Genomic DNA, 26,470 nt, shown 5'->3' with positions numbered 1-26,470 from the left:
ACGGGAGCCGTGAGCTCCAGCGGGTCCGCGAGGATTCAGACGACGCGTGGCATCTCGTTGCCGGCATCGCGGATGCCGCGGGCGGTGTCGACACGCATCAGCAGCAGCCCACCGACGACGAAGAACGCGATGAGCGCGAAGATCGCCGGCCGGTAGGAGTCGCTGAACTGGTAGACGAGCCCGAAGACGAGCGCCCCGAGCCAGGAGGTCCCGCGCTCCATGGCGTGGTAGAAGCTGAAGTACTCCGCCTCCTTGCCACGGGGGACGAACAGCGAGAAGTAGGACCGGGCCAGCGCCTGGGTGCCGCCCAGGACCACGCCGATCGCGGCGCCGAGGAGGAGGAACGGCACGAGCGCGCCGTCGGGGATGAACAGGGCGGCGGTGACGATCAGCCCCCAGACCACCAGGCCGCCGAGGATCACCTTCTTCGCACCGACCCGGCCCGCGGCGCGGCCGAAGAGCAGGGCCCCGAAGATCGCGACGACCTGCACGAGCAGGTAGGTGCCGAGCACGGTGCCGGTCTCGAAGCCGAGCTCCTCCTCGCCGTACACCGCGGCCTGGCCGATGACGGTCTGGATGCCGTCGTTGAAGAACAGGTAGGCCAGCAGGAAGGTCACGGCCACCGGGTAGCTCCGCAGCTCGCGCAGCGTCACCCACAGCTGCCCGAAGCTGCGCTCGAGGACCCCGCCCTCGAGGGGCTCCACGTCGACCGGGTGGTTGCGCAGCCTCGCCCAGGGGATGAGCGTGAAGCCGGCCCACCACACGACGGCCGAGAGCATGCTCAGCCGCACCGCCATCCCCTCGGTGAGGCCGAGGGTGTCGTGGGCGGTGACCACGCCGAAGTTCACCGCCAGGAGCAGGCCGCCGCCGGCGTACCCGAACGCCCAGCCGCGCGAGGAGACCCGGTCGCGCTCGGCCTCGGTCGAGATCTGCACGAGGATCGCGTCGTTGACGACGGCCGCCGCGCCGAAGCAGACGTTGGCGACGAGGAACGCCGCGACGCCGAGCTCCCAGGTGTCCTCGGTGACGAAGAACAGCAGCGCACCGGCCGCGGCGCCGGCCCACGCGAAGCCCGCGAGGAGGTCCTTCTTGCGGGCGGTGCGGTCCGCGACCGCGCCGAGCAGCGGGAGCAGGACCGCGGCGATGAGCGTCGAGGCGGTGATGACGTACGCCGGCAGCGACCCGGGCGCCAGGCTGAGGCCCAGCAGGGACACGCGGTCGCCGACCGCGTCCTCCTCGGCGACCGCGATCAGGTAGGGCCCGAAGAGCACGCCCGCGACCGTCGTGGCGAAGGCGCTGTTGGCCCAGTCGTACCAGTACCAGGCGCGCTGCTCGCGGGCCCGGTTGAGCGGCTCGAGGTCGGCGATCGGGGTCGGGGTCACGGTCGTTGCCTCCACTGTCCACGCCACTGTCCACGGCGGACCAGGACGTCCTTGAGCAGGTCGGTGCGGTCGGTCATCAGCCCGTCGACGCCCCGGTCGAGGAGCAGCTCCATCTCCTCGGGCGCGTCGATCGTCCAGACGTGGACGTGCTTGCCCGCCGCGTGCGCGCGCCGGACGAGGCCGCGCGTGGCGACGACCCACCGCCCGCGGCGGTGCGGCACCTGGAGCGCCGCGACCCGTCGGCGGGTGACCAGGTCGGCCAGCCGGCCGCTGGGCAGGAGCCGGAAGGCGAGGATCTCCGCCGGGGTCGCGGCGGTCGCCACCCGGCCGCCGGTCAGCTCGCGGAAGCGCCGCGTCCGCGCCTGCACGAAGGACCCGACGAGCAGCCGGTCGTGGGCGGCGTGCTCCTCGACGAACGCCGCCAGCGCGTCGACGGCCCGGTCGGACTTCAGGTCCACGTTGAACCGCGCGCGCGGGAACGCCGCCACCAGCTCGGCCAGGGTGGGGACCTGCTCGCGTCCGCCGACCAGCGCGCGGCGCACCTCGGCGTACGTCAGGTCGCCGATGGCACCGCGGGCGTCGGTCACCCGGTCCAGCACCGCGTCGTGGAACGCCAGCAGCACCCCGTCGGCGGTGACGTGGACGTCGGTCTCGAGGTAGTCGTAGCCCAGGCCGACCGCGTGGGTGAAGGCGGCGCGGGTGTTCTCCAGCCCCTCGATCTCGGGGTGGTAGGCCCCGCCGCGGTGGGCGAAGGCGAGCACCGCGCCCGGCGTGGCCAGCACCTCGTCGAGGTAGGCGAACCCGGTCGGAGGTGCGGTCACCGGAGCAGTATGGCTGGCCCCGGTGACCGCACGCGGGTCAGATGTCGCGGAACGACTCGATGTTGGCGCCCAGCAGGTTGAGCCGCTCGGCGAGGTCCTCGTAGCCGCGGTGGATGACGTAGGTGCTGCGCAGCACCGAGGTGCCCTTGGAGGCGAGCATCGCGAGCAGGATGACCACCGCGGGGCGCAGCGCCGGGGGACAGATGAGCTCGGCGCCGGAGAACGACGTCGGCCCCTCGATCATCACCCGGTGCGGGTCGAGCAGCTTGACCCGTCCGCCGAGCTTGTTGAGGTCGGTGAGGTAGATGGCGCGGTTCTCGTAGACCCAGTCGTGCAGCAGCGTCTGGCCGGTGGCGACCGCGGCGATGACCGCGAAGAACGGCAGGTTGTCGATGTTGAGGCCCGGGAACGGCATCGGGTGGATCTTGTCGAGCGGGGCGTGCAGCACCGACGGGTGGGTGGTGATGTCCACCAGCCGGGTCTGGCCGTTGAGGGCGACGTACTCCTCGGAGCGGTCGTAGGAGAAGCCCATCTCCTCCAGCAGCGCCAGCTCGATCTCGAGGAACTCGATCGGGACGCGCTCGATGGTGATCTCGGACTGGGTCACGATCGCGGCGGCCAGCAGCGACATCGCCTCGATCGGGTCCTCGCTGGGGGCGTAGTCGACGTCGACGTCGATCTCGCTGAGCCCGGTCACGGTCAGCGTCGTGGTGCCGATCCCGTCGACCTGCACGCCGAGCTTCTGCAGGTAGAAGCAGAGGTCCTGGACCATGTAGTTCGACGACGCGTTGCGGATGACGGTCGTGCCCGGGTGGAGGGCGGCCGCCATGAGGGCGTTCTCGGTGACGGTGTCGCCGCGCTCGGTCAGCACGATCGGCCGGCCCGGCTCGATGGAGCGGTTGACCTGGGCGTGGTAGGACCCGTCGGTCGCCTTGACCTCGAGGCCGAAGGGGCGCAGCGCGGCCATGTGCGGCTCGACGGTGCGGGTGCCGAGGTCGCAGCCGCCGGCGTACGGCAGCTCGAAGGCGTCCGCGCGGTGCAGCAGCGGGCCCAGGAACATGATGATCGAGCGGGTGCGTCGGGCGGCGACCTCGTCGACGGCACCGAGCTCGAGCTCGCGCGGCGGCACGATCTCCAGGTCGTTGTCGGCGTTGAGCCAGGTGGTCTGCACGCCGAGGCTCTGGAGGACCTCGAGCAGGCGGTTGACCTCCTCGATCCGCGCGACCTTGCGCAGCGTCGTACGGCCCCGGTTGAGCAGCGAGGCGCACAGCAGCGCGACGCCGGCGTTCTTGGAGGTCTTGACGTCGATGCGGCCCGAGAGCGTGGTGGGTCCGGTGACGCGCAGGTGGGTGGGGCCGGCACCGAGGGCGACGATCTCGGAGTCGAGGGCCGCGCCGATGCGGGCGATCATCTCCAGCGACAGGTTCTGCTGGCCCTTCTCGATCCGGTTGATCGCGCTCTGGCTGGTCGCGAGCAGGTCGGCCAGCTGGTGCTGGGTCAGCCCCCGGTGCTTGCGGGCGTCCCGGATGAGGTTGCCGATCCGGCCCTTGTAGTCCTGGGTCTGGGTCATGTCGTCCACGGTAACTCACATGTGAGATAACGCCATTCCCTCCGCCGGCGGCGTGTCGGCCGCCCGCCCGGGGTGCAGGATGGCGTCATGCGCGCCACGACGATCCACGGACCGCGGGACATCCGGTTCACCGAGGTCCCCGACCCCACCATCCTCGAGCCCACCGACGCGATCGTGCGGGTGACCTCCTCCTGCATCTGCGGCTCGGACCTGTGGCCCTACCGCGGGGAGAACCCGATCACGGAAGGCTCGACGATCGGCCACGAGTGCGTCGGCGTCGTGGAGGAGGTGGGCTCCGAGGTCCGCGACATCCGCGCCGGCGACTTCGTCGTGGTGCCCTTCGACCACTGCGACGGCACCTGCGCCCACTGCCTCGCCGGCATGCACTCCGCCTGCGTCAACCTCGGCATGACCACCAGCGGGCAGGGGGAGTACGCGCGGGTCGTCCACGCCGACGGCAGCCTGGTCCGGGTCGACGGCGTCGAGGGTGGCGCCCCCGATCCGGCGCTCGTGCCGTCGCTGGTCGCGCTCTCCGACGTGATGCCGACCGGCTGGCACGCCGCCGTCGCGGCCGGCGTCAAGGCCGGGGACACCGTGGTCGTCGTCGGGGACGGCGCGGTCGGCCTCTGCGGCGTCCTCGCCGCCTCGACCATGGGGGCGGAGAAGGTCGTCGTCATGTCCCGCCACGAGCCGCGCCAGCGGATCGCCACCGAGTTCGGCGCCACCCACGTCGTCGCGGAGCGCGGCAAGGAGGGCGCGGCCGCGATCAAGGAGATCACCGACGGGGTCGGCGCCGACGCCGTCCTGGAGTGCGTGGGCACCGACCAGGCCATGGGCACCGCGTTCGCGGTCGCCCGCCCCGGCTCGACCGTCGGCTTCGTCGGCGTCCCCCACGGCGTCGAGCTGCCGATCCGCAGGATGTTCCAGAAGAACATCGGCCTGGCCGGCGGCATGGCGCCGGTGCGCCGCTACCTGCCCGACCTGCTCGACCTGGTGCTCGCCGGCACCATCGACCCGGGCCGGGTCTTCGACCTGACGCTGCCGCTGGACCAGGTCGCCGAGGGCTACCGCGCCATGGACGAGCGCCGCGCGATCAAGGTGCTGCTGCAGCCGTGAGCCCGCTACGGCTCGGACCGCTGCTGCGGTTCGTCGACGAGACCAGCGCCACCCTCTGGGTGGAGACCGAGCATGCCGCCTCGGTCACGGTCCGGGCCGCCGACGCCGTGGGGGAGGCGCGCACCTTCGCCGTCCACGGCCACCACTACGCACTCGTCGAGGTCGACGGCCTCGCGCCCGGCACCCGCACGCCGTACGTCGTCGAGGTGGACGGCGGCCGCGTGTGGCCGCCGGAGGACAGCCCGTTCCCCGCGCCGGTCATCGGCACGCTCGAGGCCGGCCGGCCGCTGCGGATGCTGTTCGGCTCCTGCCGGGTCAGCGTCTCCCACGACCGGGCCGGCAACGACCTGCACGGTGTCGACGCGCTGCGTGCCTACGCCCTGCACCTGGCCGGCGACACCAGCGCCGGCGTCGCCGACGACGAGTGGCCCGACCTGGTGCTGTTCCTCGGCGACCAGGTCTACGCCGACGACACCAGCGACGAGATGAAGGAGTTCATCGAGCAGCGCCGCGACCCCGAGCAGGCGCCGTGGTACGAGCTGCAGGACTACGAGGAGTACGCCCACCTCTACCGGCTCGCGTGGAGCGACCCGGCCAACCGGTGGCTGCTCTCCACACTGCCGAGCGCGATGATCTTCGACGACCACGACATCCGCGACGACTGGAACACCAGCGCGACCTGGCGGGCCCAGATGGAGGCCACCGACTGGTGGCACGACCGCGTCGTCGGCGGCCTGGCGTCGTACTGGGTCCACCAGCACCTGGGCAACCTGAGCCCCGCCGAGCGCGCCGAGGACGCGCTGTGGCAGCGGGTCAAGGCCCACGACGGGCCCGAGGAGCTCGACCTGAGCGCCGAGCTCGACGCGCTCGCCGAGCGCGCCGACCAGGAGCCCGACAGCTACCGGTGGAGCTTCTGCCGCGACTTCGACACCCAGGCCCGGCTCGTCGTCATCGACTCCCGCGCCGCGCGGGTGCTGACGTCCGAGCTGCGCTGCATGCTCGACGACGAGGAGATGGCCTGGCTGGACGAGCGGATGGTGGGCGACGTCGACCACCTGATCGTCGGCACGTCGCTGCCGTTCCTGCTCGCGCCGGCGCTGCACCACGTCGAGGCGTTCAGCGAGGCGCTCGCCCAGGGCCGGCTCGGCCGGATCTTCAAGCCGCTGGGGGAGCGGGCCCGCCAAGCCGCCGATCTCGAGCACTGGGCGGCCTTCCAGGACGGCTTCCAGAAGGTCGGCCGGATGGTGGTCGAGGTGGCGGCGGGGGAGCGGGGGCGGGCGCCGCGGACCGTGACCTTCCTGTCCGGCGACGTGCACCACAGCTACGTCGCGCTCGCCGAGCCCGACCCGGCCAGCGGTCGGATCGCGCACAGCGCGATCGTGCAGGCGGTCTGCTCGCCGATCCGCAACCCGCTGCCGCGGGTCATGCGCGCGGCGACCGCGCTGGCGGCGTACGGCGCGGCGCGGCCGACCGGGCGGCTGCTCGGCGGGCGCGTGCCCCGCAGCCCGCTGCGGTGGCGGCTGCCGCACGGTCCTTGGTACGACAACAACCTCGCCGTGCTCGAGCTGCGCGAGAGCGCCCTGCACCTGGCGTGGTCCCGCGGCGGGACCGACGGCGAGCCGGACCGGCCGGTGCTCGAGCAGGTGGCGCGGGTGGACGTCCCGTTCCGGTCGTGAGGGCCGCTCAGGTGCGGACGAGGTCCCGCGCCGGCTGGCAGTCGCAGCTGTCCGAGCACGCGAGGTAGGTGTGCGTGGCGTGCCCGCACCAGCCGCACGGCAGGTCGTGCGAGATCGGGCGGGCGTTGGTCTGGACGGTGTCCCACATGGCGATGACCCCCAAAGTCGTCTGCTCGACCGTAGGACGCGGGAGCGCCGTGTGTGCTGCAACACACCGGAGATGACCCGGACGGGTCAGGAGGCCGGGCCACTCGGGCAGGTCGGCCGCCCCTAGGCTGCGGGGCGTGAGCAGCCAGCCGGAGCGCCCGATCCACGACGTCGAGATCGGCGGACCCGGGGGAGCGCGGACGGTGTTCCTCCACGGCCTCTTCGGGCAGGGCAAGAACTTCACCCAGGCCGCCAAGGCGCTCGAGCCCGACCTCGACTCGCTGCTCGTCGACCTGCCCAACCACGGCCGGTCGCGGTGGACCGAGTCGGTCGACTACGTCCACGTCGCCGACGCGGTGGCCGCGCACCTGCGCGAGGGGTTCGCGGCGGACGGACCGGTGCACGTCGTCGGCCACTCCATGGGCGGCAAGGTGGCGATGGTGCTCGCCCTGCGGCACCCCGACCTGGTCGGCCGCCTCGTCGTGGTGGACATCTCGCCGTCCCGCAACGCGGGCACGGGGGAGTTCGAGCACCTCCTCGACAGCCTCGCCCGGCTCGACCTCGACGCCGTCGAGCGCCGGGCCGACGCCGACCGGCTGCTCGCCACCGACATCCCCGACGAGCGGGTCCGCGGCTTCCTGCTGCAGAACCTCCGCTCCGCCGACGGCGGCTTCCGCTGGCAGGCCAACCTGGCGCTGCTGCGGGCCGAGCTGCCGACGATCGGCGGCTTCCCCGACGCCGCAGAGCTCGGCGACGGGACCTTCGACCACCCGGTGCTGTGGTTGGCGGGCGAGCGCTCGCCGTACATCCGTCCCGAGCACGACGCCACCATGCGCGCGCTCTTCCCGCGCACCCGCCTCGTCACCATCAAGGGCGCCGGCCACTGGGTGCACTCCGAGCAGCCCGAGGCGTTCGTGTCCGCGCTGCGGGTGTTCCTGACGGCCTGAGCGACCGCAGGGGAGCTCCACCGACCGCGGCGACCTGGCCGCCGCGCCGCCGGGTCGGGCGGCACCGACGCCGGGAGCCGTCGGCGAGCCGCCCGGGAGCGACCGGCCGGCACCAGAGGTAGGGGAGCCGGGCGGGAGCGCGACCGGTCAGGGCTGGAAGACCACCTTGACCATGCCCTCCTCCTTCTTCTGGAAGTGCTCGTAGGCCTGCGGGGCCTCGGCGAGCGGGAGGTGGTGGGTGGCGAACGCGTCGACCCCGAACGGGTCGTCCTCGACCAGCATCGCCAGCAGCTCGTCGGTGTGGGCGCGGACGTTGGCCTGGCCCATCCGCACCTGCACCTGCTTGTCGAACATCTGGAACATCGGCATCGGGTCCACCGCGCCGCCGTAGACGCCGGAGATCGACACCGTCCCACCGCGACGGACCGACTCGATGGCGGTGTGCAGCGCGGCCAGCCGGTCGATCCCGGCCTTCTTGAGCATGGGCTCGGCGATCGCGTCGGGCATCAGCCCCACGAACTTCTGGATGCCCTGGGCGCCGGGGGAGCCGTGCGCCTCCATGCCGACCGCGTCGATGACCGAGTCCGCGCCGCGCCCGCCGGTGAGCTCCCGGACGACGGAGGCGACCCCGCCGACCTCGGCGGCCTCGTCCAGGTCCAGCGGCTCGGCGCCGAACGCCTCGACCCGGGCGAGCCGCTCGGGGACCCGGTCCACGCTGATGACGCGGTGGCCGGCGCGGACACCCATCCGCGCGGCCATGTCGCCGATGGGGCCCGCGCCCATGACCAGCAGGGTGCCGCCGTCGGGGACGTCGGCGTACTTCAGGCCCTGCCAGGCGGTCGGCAGGACGTCGGAGAGGAACAGGAACCGGTCGTCGGCATGCTCGTGCGGCACCTTGACCGGCAGGAAGTTGCCGAACGGCACCCGCATGTACTCCGCCTGGCCACCCGGCACCTGGCCGTAGAGCTTGGAGTAGCCGAAGAAGCTCGCGCCCGTGCCGTGCTCGGGGTTCTGCGTGGTCTCGCACTGGCTGTAGAGGTGACGATCACACATCCAGCAGGAGCCGCACGAGACGTTGAACGGCACCACGACCCGGTCGCCGACGGCCAGCTCGGTGACCGCCGAGCCGACCTCCTCGACGATGCCCATCGGCTCGTGGCCCACGATGTCGCCGGGCTCCATGAACGCCGCCAGCGTCTCGTAGAGGTGGAGGTCGGAACCGCACAGACCAGTCGAGGTGACCCGGATGATGACGTCGGTCGGTTCCTCGATCCGCGGGTCCGGCACCTCGGTGACCTGCATGTCGTGCGTGCCCTGCCACGTGACTGCCTTCATCGGAACGACTCTGCTTCCCAGTTGACGGTCTCAGCTTCCGGTGCAGCAACCGGAGGGTGTCCTGTCGCCGCACCGGCCCCGTACCCCGATCGCGCCCGTGCAGATCGCCGACGGCTGCCAGGGGCGCGGGTCTACCCTCGGGTCGCGAGGAGGGGGCCATGAGCGATCGGTTCTACTCCGACGCGCGGTTGTACGACCGGTTGTTCCCCGGTGGCGAGCCGGCCGTCGAGTTCTACCGGGCTGCGGCCCGGCGGCAGGGCGGGACCGTCCTGGAGCTCGGCTGCGGCACGGGACGCAAGCTGGTCCCCATCGCCTCCGACGGGCACCCGTGCACCGGCCTGGAGCTCTCGCCGGCCATGCTCGACGAGGCCCGGCGCCGGGCGGACGAGCGTGCGCTGGCGGTGGAGTGGGTCCAGGGCGACATGCGGGACTTCGACCTCGGGCGCACGTTCGACGTGGTGATCGTCGCCGCCAACTCGTTGCTCCACCTGCACGAGACCGCCGACCTGCTGCGCTGCCTGCGGGCCGTGCGAGCGCACCTGGCGCCCGGAGGCCGCTTCGTCCTCGACGTCTGGAACCCGGACGTACGGCGCCTGGCCGCTGCCGACGGCGTCCGCCGGACCCGCGACGCGCTGTCGTTCGTGCATCCCGACCGTGGCGCCGTGCGCGTCGACGTCGCGGAGACCTACGACGCCGCCGCCCAGGTGACGCGTGGGACGTGGTTCTTCTCCGCCGACGGCCAGCCCGACTTCCTCGTCGCGCCGCTCGAGCTCCGGAGCATCTTTCCCCAGGAGCTGCCGACGTTGTTGTCGCTCGCCGGGCTGCGGCTGGTCGAGCGGTTCGGTGACTGGTCGGGTCGGCCGTTCACCGGGGATGATCCGATCCAGCTCTGCGTCTGTGAGTCGGACTGATCGCCTCGGGGCCCGGTCCACCGCGCTCGCCTCGCCGCAGATCGCCGATAACTGACATTATGTCAGGTTGCGTTCGGATAGGACCCTGCCGAGGCCGGCTCACCGCTCCCCGCCTCGTCCGGTCGCGAGGCTCCTGGAACGCCGGGTGCGCGGCCAGCGCTCGGCGGGCGCGATGCAACCGCACCCGGGCGCACCAGCCGCCAGCGCCGTCCCGGTCGCTCGTCCGGCGGCCCTGCGGGTCGTCGTGGGGTCCATGGTCCTTCTCGCTGGGCGCTTCCACCCCGATGTGTCGTGGCGTGACACCCGCCGCGGCCGAGGGCCCGCTGGCAGGATCGGGCCATGAGCGAGCGTCTGCAGGTGCCGGGGCCGGACGGCCGGACCATCGAGGTGCTGGTCGGCGGTGCCGACGCCGGGCCCTGGCTGCTGTTCCACGGCGGGTCGCCGTCGGCAGTGGCCGAGTGGCCCCGGTTCGACGACGCGGTCCGCGCGGCGGGGCTGCGGCTGGCGACGTACTCCCGTCCCGGGTACGGCGCGTCGACGCCGCGCCCGCAGCCCGGGCGGTACGCCGACGACGTGGTCGAGTCCGTCGTGGTGCTCGACCACCTGGAGGCCGACGAGTTCGTGACCGCCGGCTGGTCCGGCGGCGGACCGCGGGCGCTCGCGTGCGCGGCGCTCCTGCCGGACCGCTGCCTGGCCGCCGCGACGATCGCCGGCGTGGCGCCGTACGACGCCGCGGGCCTGGACTGGTTCGCCGGCATGGCGGAGGAGAACCACGAGGAGTACCACGCGGCCGAGCAGGGTCCCGACGTGTACGGACCCTTCCTCGAGGAGAACGCCCTCGGCGTCCTCCAGGCCTCCCCCGACGACGTCTCCGCGAGCCTGGGCGGCCTCGTGACCGAGGTCGACAAGGCAGCACTCGACGCGGAGTTCTCCGACTGGATGAGCCGCACCTTCCGCAACGCCGGCGCACAGGGCGCGGTCGGCATGCGCGACGACGGGCTCGCCGCGGTCGCCCCGTGGGGCTTCGACCTCGCCGACATCCGAGTACCCGTCGCGGTCTGGCAGGGCCGTCAGGACGCGATGGTCCCCTACGACCACGGCGTGTGGCTCGCCGAGCACGTGCCGACGGCCGAGGCGCACCTGTTCGAGGACGAGGGCCACCTCTCGCTCGTCACGCAGCTCGACCGGATCCTCGCGGACCTGCGCCGTCTCGGCGGGCTCGCCTAGAGCCGTCAGTGCGCCGAGAGGCGCGACGTGGCCCGACCGACGAGGCCGGTGCGGCCCGGGGCGAGGCGGGCGGCGAGGTCGAGGACGCGGGCGTCGGGCCCGACGACCATGCGGGGCTTGTCCTTCTCGATCGCCCTGACGATCGCCTTGGCCACGCGCGAGGGCGGCGGCATGAGCGCGGACATCCGGGAAGCACCGAGCCTCGCGATCCGCTCCCCCTCGGCGCCGCGCGCGCTGCTCGTGATGTTCGTGCGGTGCGTGCCCGGGAAGATCGTGCTCACGCCGACGTTCGTGGTGATCAGCTCGCCGCGCAGGCCCTCGGTGAACGACTTCACCGCCCCCTTGGTCAGCGCGTACGTCGCGTTGTGCGGCAACCCGAGCAGGCCGGTCATGCTCGAGACGTTGACGATGTGCGCCTCGTCCTGCTCCAGCAGCGTCGGCAGGAACGCGTGGCAGCCGTGCACGACGCCCCACATGTTGACCCCGACCATCCACCTGACGTCCTCGAGCCGCTCGTCGGCGAAGGCGCCCGCGGACGTGACGCCGGCGTTGTTGACCAGCACGTGCACCGCTCCGTGGCTCGCCAGCACCTCGGCGGGCAGCTCCCCCATCCGGTCGGCGTCGGAGACGTCGGCGACGTGGGTGGAGGCGGTGACGCCCGCTCGGCGCACCAGCTCGGCGGTGTCCTCGATGCCGCCGGGGCTCACGTCGACCAGCGCGAGGTGGCACCCCCGTGCGGCGAGCCGCTCGCTGGCGACCCGGCCGATGCCGCTCCCCGCGCCGGTGACGACCGCGACCCGGCCTGCCAGCTGCTGCATGCGACTCCCCCATGAACTCCGTCGGACGGCTCGGAACTAGAACGTGTTATACCACCGCACGGACCGGCCCCGGGCGACGTCCCGAGGGTCAGCCGCGGCGGCGACGGCGGGCGGCGGCGGTGCCCGCGAACTGGGCCGCGCTGCGCAGCAGCAGCCGCTCGGCCGCGCCCGGGTCCCGGTCGTACGTCGCCAGGAGGGCGCGCGCGCCGGCGGCCAGCGCGTCGTCGGGGACCGCCGGCGGGTCGGCGGCCAGCAGCGCGGACTGCATCGCGTTGCGCACGGCCTCCTTGCCCAGCCGCACCACCAGGTCGGCCGGGCCGGGCGCGTCGTCGGCCCGGGCCCGCAGCACCCCGTCGCGCGCGTCGTAGGACAGCCGGCCCCCGGTGGCGCGCCGGAGCTGGGCGTCGAGGTCCTCCACTGCACCTCCCGGACGAGCGGGGACGACCTTGCGCAGGCGACCGTAGGCCATCGGCGGCGCGGATGGGGTGGAACCGGACGTTCCCTAGACTCGCCGGTGAGCAGCCGACCGACCCCAGGAGGACCCGTGCCCGTCACCCGTGGCTTCTTCCGCAAGCGCGACGAGAGCCCCGCGGGCCGGCTGCCGCCGGGCCAGTACGACACCGGCAGCGGCTGGCCCGTGCTGACCGCCGAGGCCACGCCGCGGATCGAGCCGGCCGACTGGTCGATCACCGTCGACGGGCTGGTCGAGGAGCCGACCACCTGGTCGTGGGACGAGGCGCACCGGCTCCCCTCGGCGACGTACTCCGGCGACATCCACTGCGTGACGACGTGGTCGAAGTTCGACATGGTCTTCCGCGGCATCAGCGTCGACGACCTGCTGGCTGCGGCGCGCCCGCGGCCCGAGGCCCGCTACGTGCTGGCGCACTCGAGCACCGGCTACACCACCAACCTCCCGCTCGAGGACGTGACCGGCGGCCGGGCGTGGGTCGTGTGGGAGGCCGAGGGCAAGCCCCTGTCGCGCGAGCACGGCGGGCCGGCGCGGCTGCTGGTCCCCCACCTGTACTTCTGGAAGTCCGCCAAGTGGATCTCGCGCCTCGAGCTGCTCGCCGAGGACCAGCAGGGCTTCTGGGAGCGCAACGGCTACCACGACCGCGGAGACCCGTGGCGCGAGCAGCGCTACCAGGGCGACGCGTGAGCGCGATCGACGACGTCGTCCCCCGCGAGACGGCGTGGACGACCGGCACGATCATCACCAAGGAGCAGCCGACGCCCGACCAGGTCCGGCTCCGGCTGCACGTCGACGACCGGCAGCCCCACGACCCTGGCCAGCACTACGTCGTCCGGCTGCGGGCCCCGGACGACTACACCGCGCAACGGTCCTACTCGGTCGCCTCGGACTCGCAGGACCCGCTGGTCGAGCTGCTCGTCGAGCGCTTCCCCGACGGCGAGGTGTCCGGCCACCTGGGCGACGTGGCCGAGGTCGGCGACGTGCTGGAGGTGCGCGGACCGATCGGCCGCTGGTTCCGCTGGGACGCCCGCACGCCGGCGGTCTGCCTGGTCGGCGGCACCGGCGTCGTGCCCGCGGTCGCGATGCTGCGCACCGCCCGTCGCCTGGGCCGCACCGACCTGCTGCGGGTGGCCGCGGTCGGGCGCGACCCCGAGCACCTGCCGTACGCCGCCGAGCTGGCGCGCGCCGGCGCGCTGGTCGCCTACACCCGCCACGACGCCGGCGGCCGCGTCCGCGGGGTGCCGACGGCCGAGGAGCTGGCCCCGCTGGCGGCCGGCGCCGAGGTGGCGTTCGTGTGCGGCTCGCCGCGCTTCGTCGGGCTGGCCACTCCCCTGCTCATCGGCGCCGGGGTCGACCCGACGACCATCCGGGTCGAGCAGTTCGGGGCGACCGGCTGACCACCCGCCCAGTCACCCGACCAGGTGATCGTCGGCAAAGAGCCGGGCGTTCGGCCACCGGGCCCGGGTGCGGCGGCCTAGGGTTCTCCGGCTCGTCCCCTGCTCCCCCGCCCCGGAGGTACCGGTGCCCGCTCGTCCGAGGCTGTTGCTCCCGACCGCCCTGCTCACCGTCCTGGTCGCCGTGACCGGCGGCGCGCTCGACCCCGCCGCGGCCGGCGGCAGGTCGGCGAAGCCCGCGGGCCCGGCACCTGCCGTCGACCGGACCCTGGGCCTCGCGGTGGCCGGCGCGCCGACCGACCTGTCCGAGGCCCAGGGCCTCGCCGCACGGACCGGCGCCCGGATCGACCAGGTGACCTTCTACGCCGCGTGGGCCGGCGGCACGGACTTCCCGGCCGCCGACGCGAGCCGCATCACCGATGCCGGCGCCGTGCCCGAGCTGACCTGGGAGCCCTGGGACCCCCACGCCGGCGTCGACCAGCCGGCGTACGCGCTGGACCGCATCGCCGCCGGCGACCACGACGCCTACGTGACGCGCTGGGCCCGGCAGGTCAAGGCGTGGGGCCGACCGATCGTGCTGCGGTTCGCGCACGAGATGAACGGCACGTGGTACCCGTGGGCCGAGGGCGTTAACGGCAACGGCCCGGGCGACCACGCCGCCGCCTGGCGTCACGTCGTCGACGTCTTCCGCCGGGCGAAGGTCACGAACGTGACGTGGAGCTGGTCGGCGAACGTGCCGTTCCCGGGCTCCACGCCGCTGGCCGCGCTCTACCCCGGCGACGCGTACGTCGACCGGGTCGGCCTCGACGGCTACAACTGGGGCACGACGCAGCCGTGGTCGGCCTGGCAGTCCTTCGCCGAGGTCTTCGCGCCGGGCGTCGCGGAGCTCGACGCGCTCAGCGGGCGGCCGCTGCACGTGACCGAGGTCGGTGCTCCGGAGGCTGCGGGCGGCGACAAGGCGGCGTGGATCACCGACATGTGGGCGTGGCTGGACGTGCACCCCGAGGTGCGCGGCCTCACCTGGTTCTCCCTCGCCAAGGAGGCCGACTGGCGGGTCGACAGCTCCGAGGCCTCGCTGGCCGCGTGGGCGGCCGGCGCGACGCGGTTCTGACCCGGGCGGGGCGCGGGTCCTCCCCGAGCCCGGGGTCGATGCACCCCGACCGTGGGCCGGGCCACGCCGCTCAGAAGCGGCGTCGAGGGGTAAGGGGGCGGGGAACCCATCCCCGACGAAGGCGAGACACCTGCTTTGAACCCCAAGGACGCCGCCAAGGACGCAGCGAAGGCCGCGAAGGACAAGCTCGAGGGCCTGATGGACATCACCGTTCCCGGCGTGCCCGGCCCCGCCCCCGCCACGGTGGAGGAGCCGACGGCCGTCAAGCCGCCGCTGCCGCCGAAGCCGGACCAGGGCGCGCCCGACACCCGCACCGCGACGGGCGCGCCCACCGGCGCCCCGGTGACCGCGCGCAGCCAGCAGTCGGCGTACCTCACGAACTCGACGGGCACGCGCCTGCGCGACACCGACCACTCGCTCAAGGCCGGCAGCCGCGGACCGACGCTGCTGCAGGACCACCACCTGCGCGAGAAGATCACCCACTTCGACCACGAGCGCATCCCGGAGCGGGTCGTCCACGCCCGCGGCGCCGGAGCGCACGGCGTGTTCGAGGGCTACGGCACCGCCGAGTCGGTCTCGATGGCGGGCCTGTTCGCGAAGGGCAAGGAGACGCCGGTCTTCGTGCGGTTCTCGACCGTGCTCGGCTCGCGCGGGTCGGCCGACACCGTGCGCGACACCCGCGGGTTCGCGACGAAGTTCTACACCGAGGAGGGCAACTGGGACCTCGTCGCCAACAACATCCCGGTCTTCTTCATCCAGGACGGCATCAAGTTCCCCGACGTCATCCACGCCGGCAAGCCGCACCCGGACCGCGAGATCCCGCAGGCGCAGAGCGCGCACGACACGTTCTGGGACTTCGTCTCGCTGCACACCGAGGCCCAGCACCACACGATGTGGAACATGTCCGACCGGGGCATCCCGCGCTCCTACCGCATGATGGAGGGCTTCGGCGTCCACACCTTCCGGTGCATCAACGCCGAGGGCGGCACGTCGCTGGTCAAGTTCCACTGGAAGCCCAAGCTGGGCGTGCACTCCCTGACCTGGGAGGAGGCGCAGATGGTGGGCGGCATCGACCCCGACTTCCACCGTCGCGACCTGTACGACGCGATCGAGGCCGGCGCCCACCCCGAGTGGGAGCTCGGCGTCCAGGTCTTCCCCGACGAGCCGGACCAGATGTTCGCCGGGATCGACCTGCTCGACCCGACGAAGATCGTGCCGGAGGAGATCGCGCCGGTGCAGCCGATCGGCAAGCTGACCCTCAACGCCAACCCGACGAACTTCTTCGCCGAGGTCGAGCAGGTCGCGTTCCACGTCGGGCACCTCGTGCCGGGCATCGACGTCACCGACGACCCGCTGCTGCAGACGCGGCTCTTCTCCTACGTCGACACGCAGCTGTCCCGGCTCGGCGGCCCGAACTACAACCAGATCCCGGTCAACCGGCCGCACGTCCCGACGAACGACATGTTCCGCGACGGCTTCCACCAGCACGCGGTGCACTCCGGCGTGGCGCCGTACAAGCCGAACTCGCTGGACGGCGGCTGCCCGTTCGCGGCCGGCGCGGACCTGTCCGAGGAGGAGACGCGGGCCTTCGTCGAGGCGGCCGTCAAGGTCTCCGAGGCGACCAAGGTGCGGGCCAACCCGGCGTCGTACGACGACCACTACAGCCAGGTGCGCCAGTTCTGGCTGTCGATGACGCCGGTCGAGAAGGAGCACATCATCCGGGCCTACACCTTCGAGCTCGGCAAGTGCTACGAGCAGGCCGTCAAGGAGCGGCAGCTGCAGTGCCTGGCCAACATCGACCCGGTGCTGTGCCAGGAGGTCGCGACCGGCCTCGGGCTGCCCGCCCCCTCCCCCACGATCACGCTGGAGGACCTCGAGCCGAGCCCCGCGCTCTCGCAGGTCACGGGGCCGTTCCCGCCCGACGGCCGGATGGTCGGCATCGTCGTCGACCCCGACGGCGACCTGAGCGGCGTCGACGCGCTGCGCCGCACCATCCACGGCGCGGGCATGGTGCCGCTGCTCATCGGCCCCCACGGCGGCATGATCGACGGCATGCCGGTCCAGCGGACGTTCGCCACCGGCCGCTCGGTCGAGGTCGACGTCCTGCTGCTCGCCGGGTGGCCGAAGCCGGCGCCCGACGCCCTGGCCAACCGCGACGCCAAGGCCGGCGCCCCCGGCGCGGCCGGCCTCGACCCGCGCGTCGCGCTGATGGTCCAGGAGTGCCACCGCCACGCGAAGGTGATCGGCGCCTGGGGCGAGGGCGTCGCCGCGCTCGCGGCCTCGGGCGTCGCCGAGTCCGACGCCGGTGTGGTGACCGGCGGCTCCCCCGCCGACGTGTTCACCGGCGTCTCGGAGCAGATGGCGTTCCACCGCGTCTGGGACCGCTTCCCCACCGCGGTCTGACCCGTCCGGCCCCGACCGCCCGGGCCTCCCACCACCCCGGCGCCGAGCGATCGGCGTCGGGGCGGTGCCGCGTCCGCCTCCGCCTGCGGCCCGCCGGCGGCAGCTGTAACGCGACGTTCGCTGCTGTGTAGGCACGCTGCAACGTGCCTACAGAGTGGCGAACGTCGCGTTACAACGGGCCTGGCGGCGCGCGGGACGGCGGCGAGAAGACCGAGGTAGCCGGGATCACAGCGGGCAGAGTTGGTTGTCGCCGGCAATCATCTCTAGCGTGGGCGGCTCACCGACCCGAAGGATCAGCCCGTGCCGAGTTCCACCCGGACCCCGAACCCGCGTCTCGCGGTCGTCGTCCTCTGCCTGGGCGGGCTCACCGCCGCCCTGACCCAGACGCTGGTCATCCCGATCCAGAGCGAGCTCCCGCTCCTGCTCGACACCTCCGCCGCCGACGCGGCGTGGGTCGTCACGATCACGCTGCTCGCCGCGGCGGTCTCGATGCCGATCGCCGGCAGCCTGGCCGACCTGGTCGGCAAGAAGCGGGTCATGGTCGCCAGCGCCGGCATCCTCGTGGTCGGCTCGGCCCTGGTGGCGCTGTCGTCGACCCTCGCGCCGGTGCTCGTCGGCCGGGCCCTGCAGGGCATGGCGATGGGCTTCATCCCGGTCGGCATCGCGATGATCCGCGAGATCGTGCCGCCGAAGATGGCCGGTGGCGCGGTCGCGGCGATGAGCGCCACGCTCGGCGTCGGCGGCGCGATCGGCCTGCCGCTCGCCGCGTGGATCGCCGAGGCCGGCGACTGGCACGCGCTGTTCTGGTTCTCGGCCGGCATGGCCGCGCTGATCACGGTGCTGACGGCGTACGCGATCCCCCACGTCCACGACGCCCGCCCGGGTGTCCGGCTCGACGTCGTCGGCGCCCTCGGGCTCGCCGCCGGCCTGGTCTCCCTCCTCGTCGGCATCTCCAAGGCGACCACCTGGGGGTGGGGCGACGCCCGCACGCTCGGCGCGATCGCTGTCGGCGTCGTGGTCCTGCTCGCCTGGGGCGCCTTCGAGCTGCGCCAGGCCGAGCCGCTGGTCGACCTCCGCGCGACCGCCAAGCTGCCCGTGCTGATGACCAACGTCGCCGCCGTCGCGGTCGGCTTCGGCATGATGGCCCAGGCCATCGTCGTCCCGCAGCTGCTCCAGCTGCCGGAGGCCACCGGCTACGGCCTCGGCCAGTCGATCCTCGCCGCCGGCCTCTGGATGGCTCCCGGTGGCCTGGTGATGATGCTGTTCGCGCCGGTCTCCGGCCGGCTGATCAGCACCATCGGCGCCCGCCTCACGCTGATGATCGGCGCCGCCGTCCTCGGCGGCGGCTACCTCGTGGCGTACGTCCTGATGGACGCCCCCTGGCAGCTGCTGATCGTCTCCTGCATCCTCTCCGCCGGCGTCGGCATCGGGTACGCCGCGATGCCGACCCTCATCCTCGACGCAGTCCCGCCGCGCGAGGCCGGCGCGGCGGTCGGCCTCAACTCGCTCATGCGCTCGCTCGGCACCACCGTCTCCGCCGCCGTCATGGGCACCCTGCTGACCAGCAAGACCATGCCGATCGGCGACGGCTTCGAGATCCCGACGGAGGGCGCGTTCCAGCTCTGCTTCGTCGTCGGCGCGATCGCGGCCTTCGCCGGCGTCGCCATCGCCGCGTTCATCCCCCGACGGAGGCCCACCGACGCCGCGGGCACCGACGAGCCCGTCGTCGCCGGGGTCGCCGCGGGCTGAGCCCCGGGCGCTCACCCTGCGGGCGGCCGCCGCACGAACCGCCCGGAGGGTCAGAGCGGCTCGACGCGCGGCAGCACCTGCTCGACCAGCGTGGTCGTCCAGGCGACCGGGTCGTCGCCGCCGGGACTCATCGTGACGAGGGTGATCCCGAGCGCGGCGTACTCCTCCAGGGTGCGGACCAGCGCGTCGACGTCGTCGAGGTCGGTGGCCAGCACGAGGGTCTTCTCGATCTCCTCGACGTCGCGGCCGACGTCGTCGCAGTGGCGGCGCAGGACGTCGAGCTTGTGCGCCACGACCTCGGGCGCCTCGCCGAAGAGGTTGCAGGCGTCGGCGTACTGCGCGACGAGCCGCAGCGTCTTCCGCTCGCCGCTGCCGCCGACCATCACCGGCACCCGGCCGCGCACCGGCGGCGGCACGGCGACCGGCTCCTCGAGCCGGAAGTGGCGGCCCTCGTAGGGCCGGTCGTCGTCGCCCCACATCCGCGCCACGACCTGCAGGGTCTCCTCGAGCCGCTCGAAGCGCTCCGCCGTCGGGGGGAAGGGCACGCCGAGCCCGCGGTGCTCCCGCTCGTACCACGCGGCGCCGATGCCGAGCACCGCGCGACCGCGGGCGAGCACGTCGAGGGTGGTGACCGTCTTGGCCAGGAGGCCCGGATGGCGGTAGGTCACCCCGGTGACCAGCAGCCCGAGCCGGACCCGCTCGGTGAGCGCGGCGAGGTAGCCCAGCGTGGTGTAGCCCTCGAGCATCGGCTCCGAGGGCCCGCCGAGCTGCTCCATCTGGAACCAGTGGTCCATCACCGTCAGCAGCGAGACGCCGCCCTCGTCGGCGACCCGCGCCGTCGCGGCGAGGCGGTCGGTGAGCGCGTGCTCCCAGCCGGGGTGGCCGAAGCTCGCGTAGTGCACTCCCAGCTTCATGTGCCGAGAGTAGGTGGGTACAGGTCGCGCATGACCGAGCAGAACGCCAACGAGAAGAACGAAGCCGTCCAGATCATCGTCGACCGGGTCTCCTCCTGGCAGGACGGCGCCACCGAGGGCACCGTCGCCGAGGAGCTGCGCAAGGGCGCCGACGAGGTGGGCATCGAGCTGTCCGACGACGACATCGCGAAGCTGGCCGACGCGATCGAGTCGCGCCACGGCGTGGTCGACGCCGCGAGCGTCCTGTCTTGACCGGCGGCCCCGACGAGCGCCACACCCGGCCCGACGGCGTCACCGACGCCACGGTCGAGGCGCTCGGGAAGCTGTCGGAGGCACTGGAGGCGGTCGAGGCCGCCCGCGGGTTCCTCTACAACTTCCACCGGATGAGCGGCACCGCGGACCTCACCGCGGGGGACGCCGTCGAGCTGCTGCAGAAGGCCGGACACACCGAGCTGGCGGACAAGGTCCGCACGGAGATCATCGGACGCAACGTGATCGAGGGACGCTGGACGTTCCAGATCGTCGAGGCGTACGACGACACGTACTACTCGGCGTTCAAGGACGTCGAGCGGGAGGCCCGGGAGGCGCTCGTCGGCGGCCGTCGCCACCTGTACGAGGCGGAGATGAAGGAGGAGCGCCGCACCCACGGCGCGACCCACCACGAGGCCACCCCCGCCGAGACCCCCGCGGACAAGTGAGCACCGCACCCACCGAGCACCGGCTGCTCGACGGCACCACGCTGCCGGCGATCGGCTTCGGCACCTACCCGTTGCAGGGCGAGGAGTGCGTGGCCGCCGTGCAGTCGGCGATCGAGGCCGGCTACCGGCTGATCGACACCGCCGTGAACTACGGCAACGAGCGCGAGGTCGGGGAGGCGATCCGCCGGTCCGGCGTGCCGCGCGAGGAGCTGGTGGTGACCAGCAAGCTGCCCGGCCGGGCCCACGCGTACGACGACGCGGTCGCCAGCGTGCGCGGCTCGCTCGACGCGCTCGGGCTGGACCGGATCGACCTCCACCTCATCCACTGGCCCAACCCGCGCGTGGGGTTGTACGTCGAGGCGTACCGCGCGCTCGTCGACCTGCGTGCCGAGGGGCTGGTCGGCTCGGTCGGCGTCTCCAACTTCACCGAGGAGCACCTGACCCGGGTCGTCGAGGCGACCGGGGTGACCCCCGTCGTGAACCAGGTCGAGCTGCACCCGTGGTTCCCGCAGGTGGAGATGCGCGCGGTCCACGACCGGCTCGGCATCCGCACCGAGTCGTGGAGCCCGTTGGGCAAGCGGCAGGCGCCGTTCACCGAGGCGCCGGTCGTGGCGGCGGCCGAGCGGCACGGCGTGACGCCGGGCCAGGTCGTGCTGCGCTGGCAGCTCCAGCTCGGCAACGTCCCGATCCCGAAGTCGGCCACCCCGGAGCGGCAGCGGCAGAACCTCGACCTGTTCGGGTTCGAGCTGTCCGAGGCGGAGGTCGCGGCGATCACCGGCCTCGGCCGGGCCGACGGCCGGCTCTTCGACGGCGACCCGGAGACGCACGAGGAGATGTGAATGCCGGCGGTCACCCCCTACCTCTGCGTCGACATCGACCGCCTGCGGCGCAACGTGCGGGTCGCCGCCGAGTTCGCCGCGGCGAACCAGGTCGCGCTGCGGCCGCACGTCAAGACCCACAAGAGCCCGGAGATCGCCCGCCTGCAGCTCGCCCACGGCGCGCAGGGCATCACCGTGGCGACCATCGGCGAGGCCGAGCTGTTCGTCCGCCACGGCTGCGAGGACGTCTTCATCGCCTACCCGCTCTGGCTCGACGAGCGGGCCGCCGGGCGGGTCCGTGAGCTGACCGAGAAGGCGCGCGTCGCCTTCGCCGTCGACTCCGCGGCGGGCGCGGCGAACGCCGGCCGGCTGCTGGGCCGGACGCCCGTCGAGGTGCTCGTCGAGGTCGACAGCGGGCAGCACCGCACCGGCGTCGCGCCCGAGGAGGCGGCGGACGTCGCCACCACCGCGGTGCGCGCCGGCCTGGAGGTGCGCGGGGTCTTCACCTTCCCCGGCCACTCCTACGCGCCCGGCGCGGCCGCCACCGCAGCCCGCGACGAGGCCGAGGCGCTGACCGCTGCCCGCGCGTCGGTGGAGGCCGCCGGGATCGAGGTGGCCGTCGTCAGCGGCGGCTCGACGCCGACCTTCGCCCACACCGACACCTCGGTGGTCACCGAGCTGCGGCCCGGGGTCTACGTCTTCAACGACGCCCAGCAGTGGGAGCTCGGCACGGTCGGAGCGGACCGGGTCGCGCTGGCCTGCCGCTCCACCGTGGTGAGCCACAGCGGCGGGCGCGCGGTGCTGGACGCCGGCAGCAAGCTGCTCGGCGCGGACCGGCCCGACTGGGCCTCCGGCCACGGCCGCCTGCCGGCGTACCCCGAGGCGCGGATCGTGCTGGTCGCCGAGAACCGGGCCGTGGTGGACATGGGCGGCGCACCGCTCCCCCGGCTCGGGACGCAGGTCGACGTCGTCCCGAACCACGTGTGCAGCGCGGTGAACCTCGTCGACGACCTTTGGGTCGAGGAGGCCGGCGCGCTGCGCGCCTGGCCGGTCGCGGCCCGCGGGCTCAACTGCTGACCCCCGCCACCTACGATCGGCGCATGCTCAAGCGCCCGCTCGCCGCCCTGGCCACCCTGGCCGCCGTCTCCCTCCTCGCCTCCTGCGGCGACGACGAGGGCTCCTCCGCTGCGCCGGAGAAGCAGGCCGACGGCCCGAGCTGCACGTACGCCGAGGACGGCCAGCCCGCGGCCAAGGAGGTCGAGCTGCCCCCGAGCCGGGCAACCGTCAGCGGCACCGTGACCGGCACGATCACCACCAGCGTCGGCGACATCGGCCTCGAGCTCGACGCCGACAAGGCGCCGTGCACCGTCGGCAGCTTCGTCTCCCTGGCCGAGCAGGAGTACTTCGACGACACGACCTGCCACCGGCTGACGACCGCCGGCATCCTCGTCCTGCAGTGCGGCGACCCGACCGCCACCGGCACCGGGGGCCCCGGCTACACCGTCCCCGACGAGATCGAGGGCGACGAGACCTACCCCGACGGCACGCTCGCGATGGCGAACACCGGGGCGCCCGACTCCGGCGGCTCCCAGTTCTTCATCGTGTACGGCGACACGCCCCTCGACCCCGCCTACACCGTCTTCGGCACCGTCGACGAGGCTGGCCTGAAGGTCGTCCAGGAGGCCGCGAAGGCCGGCACCGGCCCGGACGGCGTCGCCCCCGCGACCCCGGTCGACATCGAGTCGGTCACGATCGACGAGTGAGGCCTCGCCGGCCGCCCGGTGGACGGTGGTCGGCCAGCCCGTGGAGTCACAGCGGGAAGCGCACCCTGGTCAGCTCCTCGGAGCGCTCCCACAGGCGGCGGGCCAGGTCGGGGTCGAGCGCGGCCGGCGCCCGCCGGGCGGTGGTCGGCCAGCCCTGCATCTCGCCGGGGCCGCTGGGGCCGACGTAGGTGTTGCCGGGCACGTCCATGGTGGCGGCGTACAACGTCGGCAGCGCGCCCTGCCACGGCTGCATGCCGGCGAGGCGGTGACCCCACGAGCCGACCCAGGTGAGGAGCCCGTTGCCGGAGCTGGCGGTGATCGCGGTGGCCGTCGAGCCCGGGTGCGCCCCGGTCGCGCGCAGGGTCGAGCCGGCCGCGGTCAGGCGCCGCTGGAGCTCGGCGAGGAAGAGCAGGTTCGCCAGCTTGGAGGCGGCGTACGCCGCGTAGGGACGGTAGGTGCGCCGCTCCCAGCCGAGGTCGTCGACGTCGAGCTCGCCGTGGAGGTGGGAGCGTGAGCCGGTGACCACGACGCGGTCGGCCAGCCGCGCCAGCAGCAGGTTGGTCAGTGCGAAGTGGCCGAGGTGGTTGGTGGCGAGCGTCGTCTCGAGCCCGTCGGCGGTGCGCGCGAACGGCACGCCCAGGATCCCGGCGTTGTTGACCAGCACGTCGACGCGGCCGACGCCGTCGGCGAAGGCGCGCACCGAGGACAGGTCGGACACGTCGAGCACCTGCACCTCGACGCGACCGGGCAGCCCGGCCGCGACGCGTTCCCCCTTGGCGCGGTCGCGCACGGCGAGGACGACCTCGGCGCCCGCCCCGGCGAGCGCGCGGGAGACCTCCAGCCCGATCCCGCTGCTGGCGCCGGTGACGACGAACCGCCGGCCGTGCTGGGGCGGGACGTCGCGCCAGCGGGGCACGGAGGAGCGGCGGAGGTCGGGCAGCTTCGGCACGGGCGCCACCCTCCCACGACACTCCGGGGGTCCGGGCCCGACTTGTGTCGACCGCAGCTGTCGGGAACGGTGGGTCGGGACCTGCACACGATCTGGAGGAGGCGAGCAGTGCTCACCCTCACCGAGAACGCCAGCACCATCGTGAAGGACATCTCCACCCAGCCCGGGCTGCCGGACACGGCCGGCCTGCGCATCACCTCCGAGAGCGCGACGGACCCGACCTTCGCGGTCACCGCCGCCGAGGCGGCCGAGCCCGGGGACCAGGTGGTCCAGCAGTCCGGCGCCACGATCTACCTCGACGAGGCGTCCGCCGTGATGCTCGACGACAAGGTCCTCGACGCCGCCGTCGACCCGAGCGGGAAGGTGGAGTTCGCCCTCGGCCTCCAGCCCTGAGCGCCCCACCCCAGCACGACCGGCAGGGCCCCGACCGTCGCGGTCGGGGCCCTGCCGCGTCCCCGGCGCCCAGCCGGTTGGCAGGATCGACGCCATGCCCACGACGACCCGAGAGATCCACCTGGCCTCCCGCCCCACCGGCTGGCCGGTGCCGGAGAACTTCCGCACCGTCACCACCGAGCTTCCCGACCCCACGCCCGGCGAGGTCCTCGTCCGCAACACGGTCCTCTCCGTCGACCCCTACATGCGCGGCCGCATGAACGACGCCAAGTCCTACGTGCCGCCCTTCGCCCTCGACGCCCCGCTCGAGGGCGGCGCGGTCGGCGAGGTGCTGGCGTCGGGCGACGACCGCCTCTCCCCCGGCGACACCGTCCTGCACCAGGCCGGCTGGCGCGAGCACGCCCTGCTCCCGGCCGACCAGGTCCGCAAGGTCGACGTCTCCCAGGTCCCCGCCAGCGCCTACCTCGGCGTGCTCGCCATGCCCGGCCTCACGGCGTACGTCGGCCTCACCCGGATCGCGCCCGTCCAGGACGGCGACACCGTCTTCGTCTCCGGTGCGGCGGGCGCTGTGGGCTCCGTGGCCGGCCAGGTCGCACGCGAGCTGGGCGCGGCCAAGGTGATCGGGTCCGCGGGGTCGCCGGAGAAGGTGCGCTGGCTGACCGAGGAGCTCGGGTTCGACGCGGCGTTCGACTACCACGACGGTCCGGTCGCGGCGCAGCTGAAGGAGCACGGCGCGGTCGACGTCTACTTCGACAACGTCGGCGGGGAGCACCTCGAGGCCGCCATCCAGCGGATGGCCGACTTCGGCCGGATCGCCGCCTGCGGCGCCATCGCGTCCTACAACGACACCGAGCCGACGCCGGGCCCCCGCAACATGTTCATGGTCGTGCAGAAGCGGATCACCCTGCGCGGGTTCATCGTCACCGACCACGGCGACGCCGCCCGGGAGTTCTACGGCCGTGCCGGCGGCTGGCTCGCCGAGGGCCGGCTGAAGCACCGCGAGACGTTCACCGAGGGCCTCGACAGCACCGTCGACGCGTTCCTCGGCCTGCACCAGGGCCAGAACATCGGCAAGATGCTCGTCCGCCTCTGACCCCCACTGGTCGAGCGTCGTGCGGAACCCCGTGACCTCCCCAGGTCCCCGCGCCCGTCCGCTGGTTGAGCAGCGAGCCCTGGCCAGCGTCGTCGAAACCCCGTGACGTTCCCAAGGCCCAGCGCCCGTCCGCCGGTTGAGCAGCGAGCCCCGGCGAGCGTCGTCGAAACCCCGTGACGTTCCCAAGGCCCTGCGCCCCCTCACCGGGTCTCGACGACGCTCAGCGCTGGCGCGCTTCCCTGCTCGACCAGCGGAAGGCCCTGCGCCCGTCCGCTGGTTGAGCAGCGAGCCCTAGCGAGCGTCGTCGAAACCCCGTGACGTTCCCAAGGCCCTGCGCCCCTCACCGGGTCTCGACGACGCTCAGCGCTGGCGCGCTTCCCTGCTCGACCAGCGGAAGGCCCTGCGCCCGTCCGCTGGTCGAGCAGCGAGCCCCGGCGAGCGTCGTCGAAACCCCGTGACGTTCCCAAGGCCCTGCGCCCCTCACCGGGTCTCGACGACGCTCAGCACTGGCGCGCTTCCCTGCTCCACCAGCGGACGGCCCTGCGCCCCTCTGCTGGTTGAGCAGCGAGCCCTGGCGAGCGTCGTCGAAACCCCGTGACGTTCCCAAGGCCCTGCGCCCCCTCACCGGGTCTCGACGACGCTCAGCGCTGGCGCGCTTCCCTGCTCGACCAGCGGCAGGCCCTGCGCCCCCTCACCGGGTCTCGACGACGCTCAGCGCTGGCGCGCTTCCCTGCTCGACCAGCGGAAGGCCCTGCGCCCCTCACCG

General features: G+C 73.4%; 26 protein-coding genes. 17 read left to right on the top strand and 9 right to left on the bottom strand.

The window, feature by feature from the left end:
- Positions 1-35: 35 nt before the first annotated feature.
- From QWY28_RS19205 to QWY28_RS19195, 3 genes are read right to left on the bottom strand one after another with little or no spacing between them, the layout of a single operon-like run.
- Complete coding sequence (locus QWY28_RS19205; RefSeq protein ID WP_300954242.1) at positions 36-1,382, bottom strand: MFS transporter; 1,347 nt, start codon at positions 1,380-1,382, stop codon at positions 36-38.
- Complete coding sequence (locus QWY28_RS19200) at positions 1,379-2,203, bottom strand: glycerophosphodiester phosphodiesterase family protein (protein WP_300954241.1); 825 nt, start codon at positions 2,201-2,203, stop codon at positions 1,379-1,381. Before QWY28_RS19200 ends, QWY28_RS19205 begins: the two co-directional genes overlap by 4 nt.
- Positions 2,204-2,240: 37 nt before the next feature.
- Complete coding sequence (locus tag QWY28_RS19195; RefSeq protein WP_300954239.1) at positions 2,241-3,773, bottom strand: UDP-N-acetylglucosamine 1-carboxyvinyltransferase; 1,533 nt, start codon at positions 3,771-3,773, stop codon at positions 2,241-2,243.
- An 87-nt stretch (positions 3,774-3,860) separates the two neighbouring features.
- Here QWY28_RS19195 and QWY28_RS19190 point away from each other — a divergent pair, with 87 nt between their 5' ends.
- Complete coding sequence (locus tag QWY28_RS19190; protein ID WP_300954238.1) at positions 3,861-4,889, top strand: zinc-dependent alcohol dehydrogenase family protein; 1,029 nt, start codon at positions 3,861-3,863, stop codon at positions 4,887-4,889.
- Positions 4,886-6,565: an alkaline phosphatase D family protein gene (locus QWY28_RS19185; RefSeq protein ID WP_300954237.1), complete on the top strand. Its 1,680-nt coding sequence runs from the start codon at positions 4,886-4,888 to the stop codon at positions 6,563-6,565. Before QWY28_RS19190 ends, QWY28_RS19185 begins: the two co-directional genes overlap by 4 nt.
- A gap of 7 nt (positions 6,566-6,572) precedes the next feature.
- On the opposite strand, the gene QWY28_RS19180 is transcribed toward QWY28_RS19185, so the two are convergent.
- Positions 6,573-6,713 carry a hypothetical protein gene (locus QWY28_RS19180; protein ID WP_300954235.1) on the bottom strand — a complete coding sequence of 47 codons (141 nt, stop codon included), beginning with the start codon at positions 6,711-6,713 and terminating at the stop codon, positions 6,573-6,575.
- Positions 6,714-6,849: 136 nt separating this feature from the next.
- On the opposite strand from QWY28_RS19180, the gene QWY28_RS19175 reads away from it, so the two are divergent.
- A complete protein-coding gene (locus QWY28_RS19175; RefSeq protein WP_300954233.1) occupies positions 6,850-7,659 on the top strand; it encodes an alpha/beta fold hydrolase in 810 nt (269 codons plus the stop codon).
- 147 nt (positions 7,660-7,806) lie between these two features.
- Here the strand turns inward: QWY28_RS19175 and QWY28_RS19170 are convergent, their stop codons facing one another.
- Complete coding sequence (locus QWY28_RS19170) at positions 7,807-8,994, bottom strand: alcohol dehydrogenase catalytic domain-containing protein (protein ID WP_300954232.1); 1,188 nt, start codon at positions 8,992-8,994, stop codon at positions 7,807-7,809.
- A gap of 158 nt (positions 8,995-9,152) precedes the next feature.
- On the opposite strand from QWY28_RS19170, the gene QWY28_RS19165 reads away from it, so the two are divergent.
- Entirely contained in the window at positions 9,153-9,905 is a 753-nt protein-coding gene (locus tag QWY28_RS19165) for a class I SAM-dependent methyltransferase (protein WP_300954231.1), read from the top strand.
- A 339-nt stretch (positions 9,906-10,244) separates the two neighbouring features.
- Positions 10,245-11,132, top strand: coding sequence for an alpha/beta fold hydrolase (locus QWY28_RS19160; RefSeq protein WP_300954229.1), 888 nt, complete (start codon positions 10,245-10,247; stop codon positions 11,130-11,132).
- Positions 11,133-11,137: 5 nt separating this feature from the next.
- Here QWY28_RS19160 and QWY28_RS19155 read toward each other — a convergent pair whose 3' ends face one another.
- Together QWY28_RS19155 and QWY28_RS19150 are read right to left on the bottom strand one after the other, a co-directional pair.
- A complete protein-coding gene (locus QWY28_RS19155; protein ID WP_300954228.1) occupies positions 11,138-11,950 on the bottom strand; it encodes an SDR family NAD(P)-dependent oxidoreductase in 813 nt (270 codons plus the stop codon).
- 88 nt (positions 11,951-12,038) lie between these two features.
- Positions 12,039-12,419 (bottom strand): hypothetical protein, encoded by a 381-nt coding sequence (locus tag QWY28_RS19150; RefSeq protein WP_300954227.1) that lies wholly within the window; start codon positions 12,417-12,419, stop codon positions 12,039-12,041.
- 75 nt (positions 12,420-12,494) lie between these two features.
- Between QWY28_RS19150 and QWY28_RS19145 the strand changes: the two genes are divergently transcribed.
- From QWY28_RS19145 to QWY28_RS19125, 5 genes are all read left to right on the top strand, one after another.
- The gene (locus QWY28_RS19145; protein WP_300954226.1) at positions 12,495-13,106 is read left to right on the top strand and encodes a sulfite oxidase-like oxidoreductase; all 612 of its coding nucleotides are present in this window, start codon (positions 12,495-12,497) and stop codon (positions 13,104-13,106) included.
- Positions 13,103-13,816 carry an FAD-binding oxidoreductase gene (locus tag QWY28_RS19140; protein WP_300954224.1) on the top strand — a complete coding sequence of 238 codons (714 nt, stop codon included), beginning with the start codon at positions 13,103-13,105 and terminating at the stop codon, positions 13,814-13,816. The genes QWY28_RS19145 and QWY28_RS19140 overlap by 4 nt, the downstream gene beginning before the upstream one ends.
- A 145-nt stretch (positions 13,817-13,961) precedes the next feature.
- Positions 13,962-14,924 (top strand): glycoside hydrolase family 26 protein, encoded by a 963-nt coding sequence (locus QWY28_RS19135; protein ID WP_300954223.1) that lies wholly within the window; start codon positions 13,962-13,964, stop codon positions 14,922-14,924.
- Between the two features lie 135 nt (positions 14,925-15,059).
- Positions 15,060-17,327 carry a catalase gene (locus QWY28_RS19130; protein WP_300954222.1) on the top strand — a complete coding sequence of 756 codons (2,268 nt, stop codon included), beginning with the start codon at positions 15,060-15,062 and terminating at the stop codon, positions 17,325-17,327.
- Between the two features lie 300 nt (positions 17,328-17,627).
- Positions 17,628-19,076, top strand: a complete 1,449-nt coding sequence (locus QWY28_RS19125) for an MFS transporter (RefSeq protein WP_300954221.1) — start codon at positions 17,628-17,630, stop codon at positions 19,074-19,076.
- A gap of 50 nt (positions 19,077-19,126) precedes the next feature.
- Here the strand turns inward: QWY28_RS19125 and QWY28_RS19120 are convergent, their stop codons facing one another.
- The gene (locus tag QWY28_RS19120) at positions 19,127-19,990 is read right to left on the bottom strand and encodes an LLM class F420-dependent oxidoreductase (RefSeq protein ID WP_300954220.1); all 864 of its coding nucleotides are present in this window, start codon (positions 19,988-19,990) and stop codon (positions 19,127-19,129) included.
- A 30-nt stretch (positions 19,991-20,020) separates the two neighbouring features.
- Between QWY28_RS19120 and QWY28_RS19115 the strand changes: the two genes are divergently transcribed.
- The 5 genes from QWY28_RS19115 to QWY28_RS19095 are packed head-to-tail and all read left to right on the top strand — an operon-like array spanning position 20,021 to position 23,269.
- The gene (locus tag QWY28_RS19115) at positions 20,021-20,242 is read left to right on the top strand and encodes a hypothetical protein (protein ID WP_300954218.1); all 222 of its coding nucleotides are present in this window, start codon (positions 20,021-20,023) and stop codon (positions 20,240-20,242) included.
- Positions 20,239-20,688 (top strand): hypothetical protein, encoded by a 450-nt coding sequence (locus tag QWY28_RS19110; protein WP_300954216.1) that lies wholly within the window; start codon positions 20,239-20,241, stop codon positions 20,686-20,688. Before QWY28_RS19115 ends, QWY28_RS19110 begins: the two co-directional genes overlap by 4 nt.
- Positions 20,685-21,527, top strand: coding sequence for an aldo/keto reductase (locus QWY28_RS19105; RefSeq protein ID WP_300954214.1), 843 nt, complete (start codon positions 20,685-20,687; stop codon positions 21,525-21,527). The genes QWY28_RS19110 and QWY28_RS19105 overlap by 4 nt, the downstream gene beginning before the upstream one ends.
- Positions 21,528-22,583 (top strand): alanine racemase, encoded by a 1,056-nt coding sequence (locus QWY28_RS19100; protein WP_300954213.1) that lies wholly within the window; start codon positions 21,528-21,530, stop codon positions 22,581-22,583.
- Positions 22,584-22,606: 23 nt separating this feature from the next.
- The gene (locus tag QWY28_RS19095; RefSeq protein ID WP_300954211.1) at positions 22,607-23,269 is read left to right on the top strand and encodes a peptidylprolyl isomerase; all 663 of its coding nucleotides are present in this window, start codon (positions 22,607-22,609) and stop codon (positions 23,267-23,269) included.
- A gap of 46 nt (positions 23,270-23,315) precedes the next feature.
- On the opposite strand, the gene QWY28_RS19090 is transcribed toward QWY28_RS19095, so the two are convergent.
- Positions 23,316-24,218 carry an oxidoreductase gene (locus tag QWY28_RS19090; RefSeq protein WP_300954210.1) on the bottom strand — a complete coding sequence of 301 codons (903 nt, stop codon included), beginning with the start codon at positions 24,216-24,218 and terminating at the stop codon, positions 23,316-23,318.
- A gap of 108 nt (positions 24,219-24,326) precedes the next feature.
- Here QWY28_RS19090 and QWY28_RS19085 point away from each other — a divergent pair, with 108 nt between their 5' ends.
- Positions 24,327-24,611 (top strand): Fe-S cluster assembly protein HesB, encoded by a 285-nt coding sequence (locus QWY28_RS19085; protein WP_300954209.1) that lies wholly within the window; start codon positions 24,327-24,329, stop codon positions 24,609-24,611.
- 94 nt (positions 24,612-24,705) lie between these two features.
- Entirely contained in the window at positions 24,706-25,704 is a 999-nt protein-coding gene (locus QWY28_RS19080; protein WP_300954208.1) for an NADP-dependent oxidoreductase, read from the top strand.
- Positions 25,705-26,470: the final 766 nt, after the last annotated feature.

The organism is Nocardioides oceani (genome assembly GCF_030412965.1).
Classification (GTDB): Bacteria; Actinomycetota; Actinomycetes; order Propionibacteriales; family Nocardioidaceae; genus Nocardioides; species Nocardioides oceani.
Note: the sequence above shows the minus strand (reverse complement) of the source record. Positions and strands in the feature narration are given on the sequence as shown.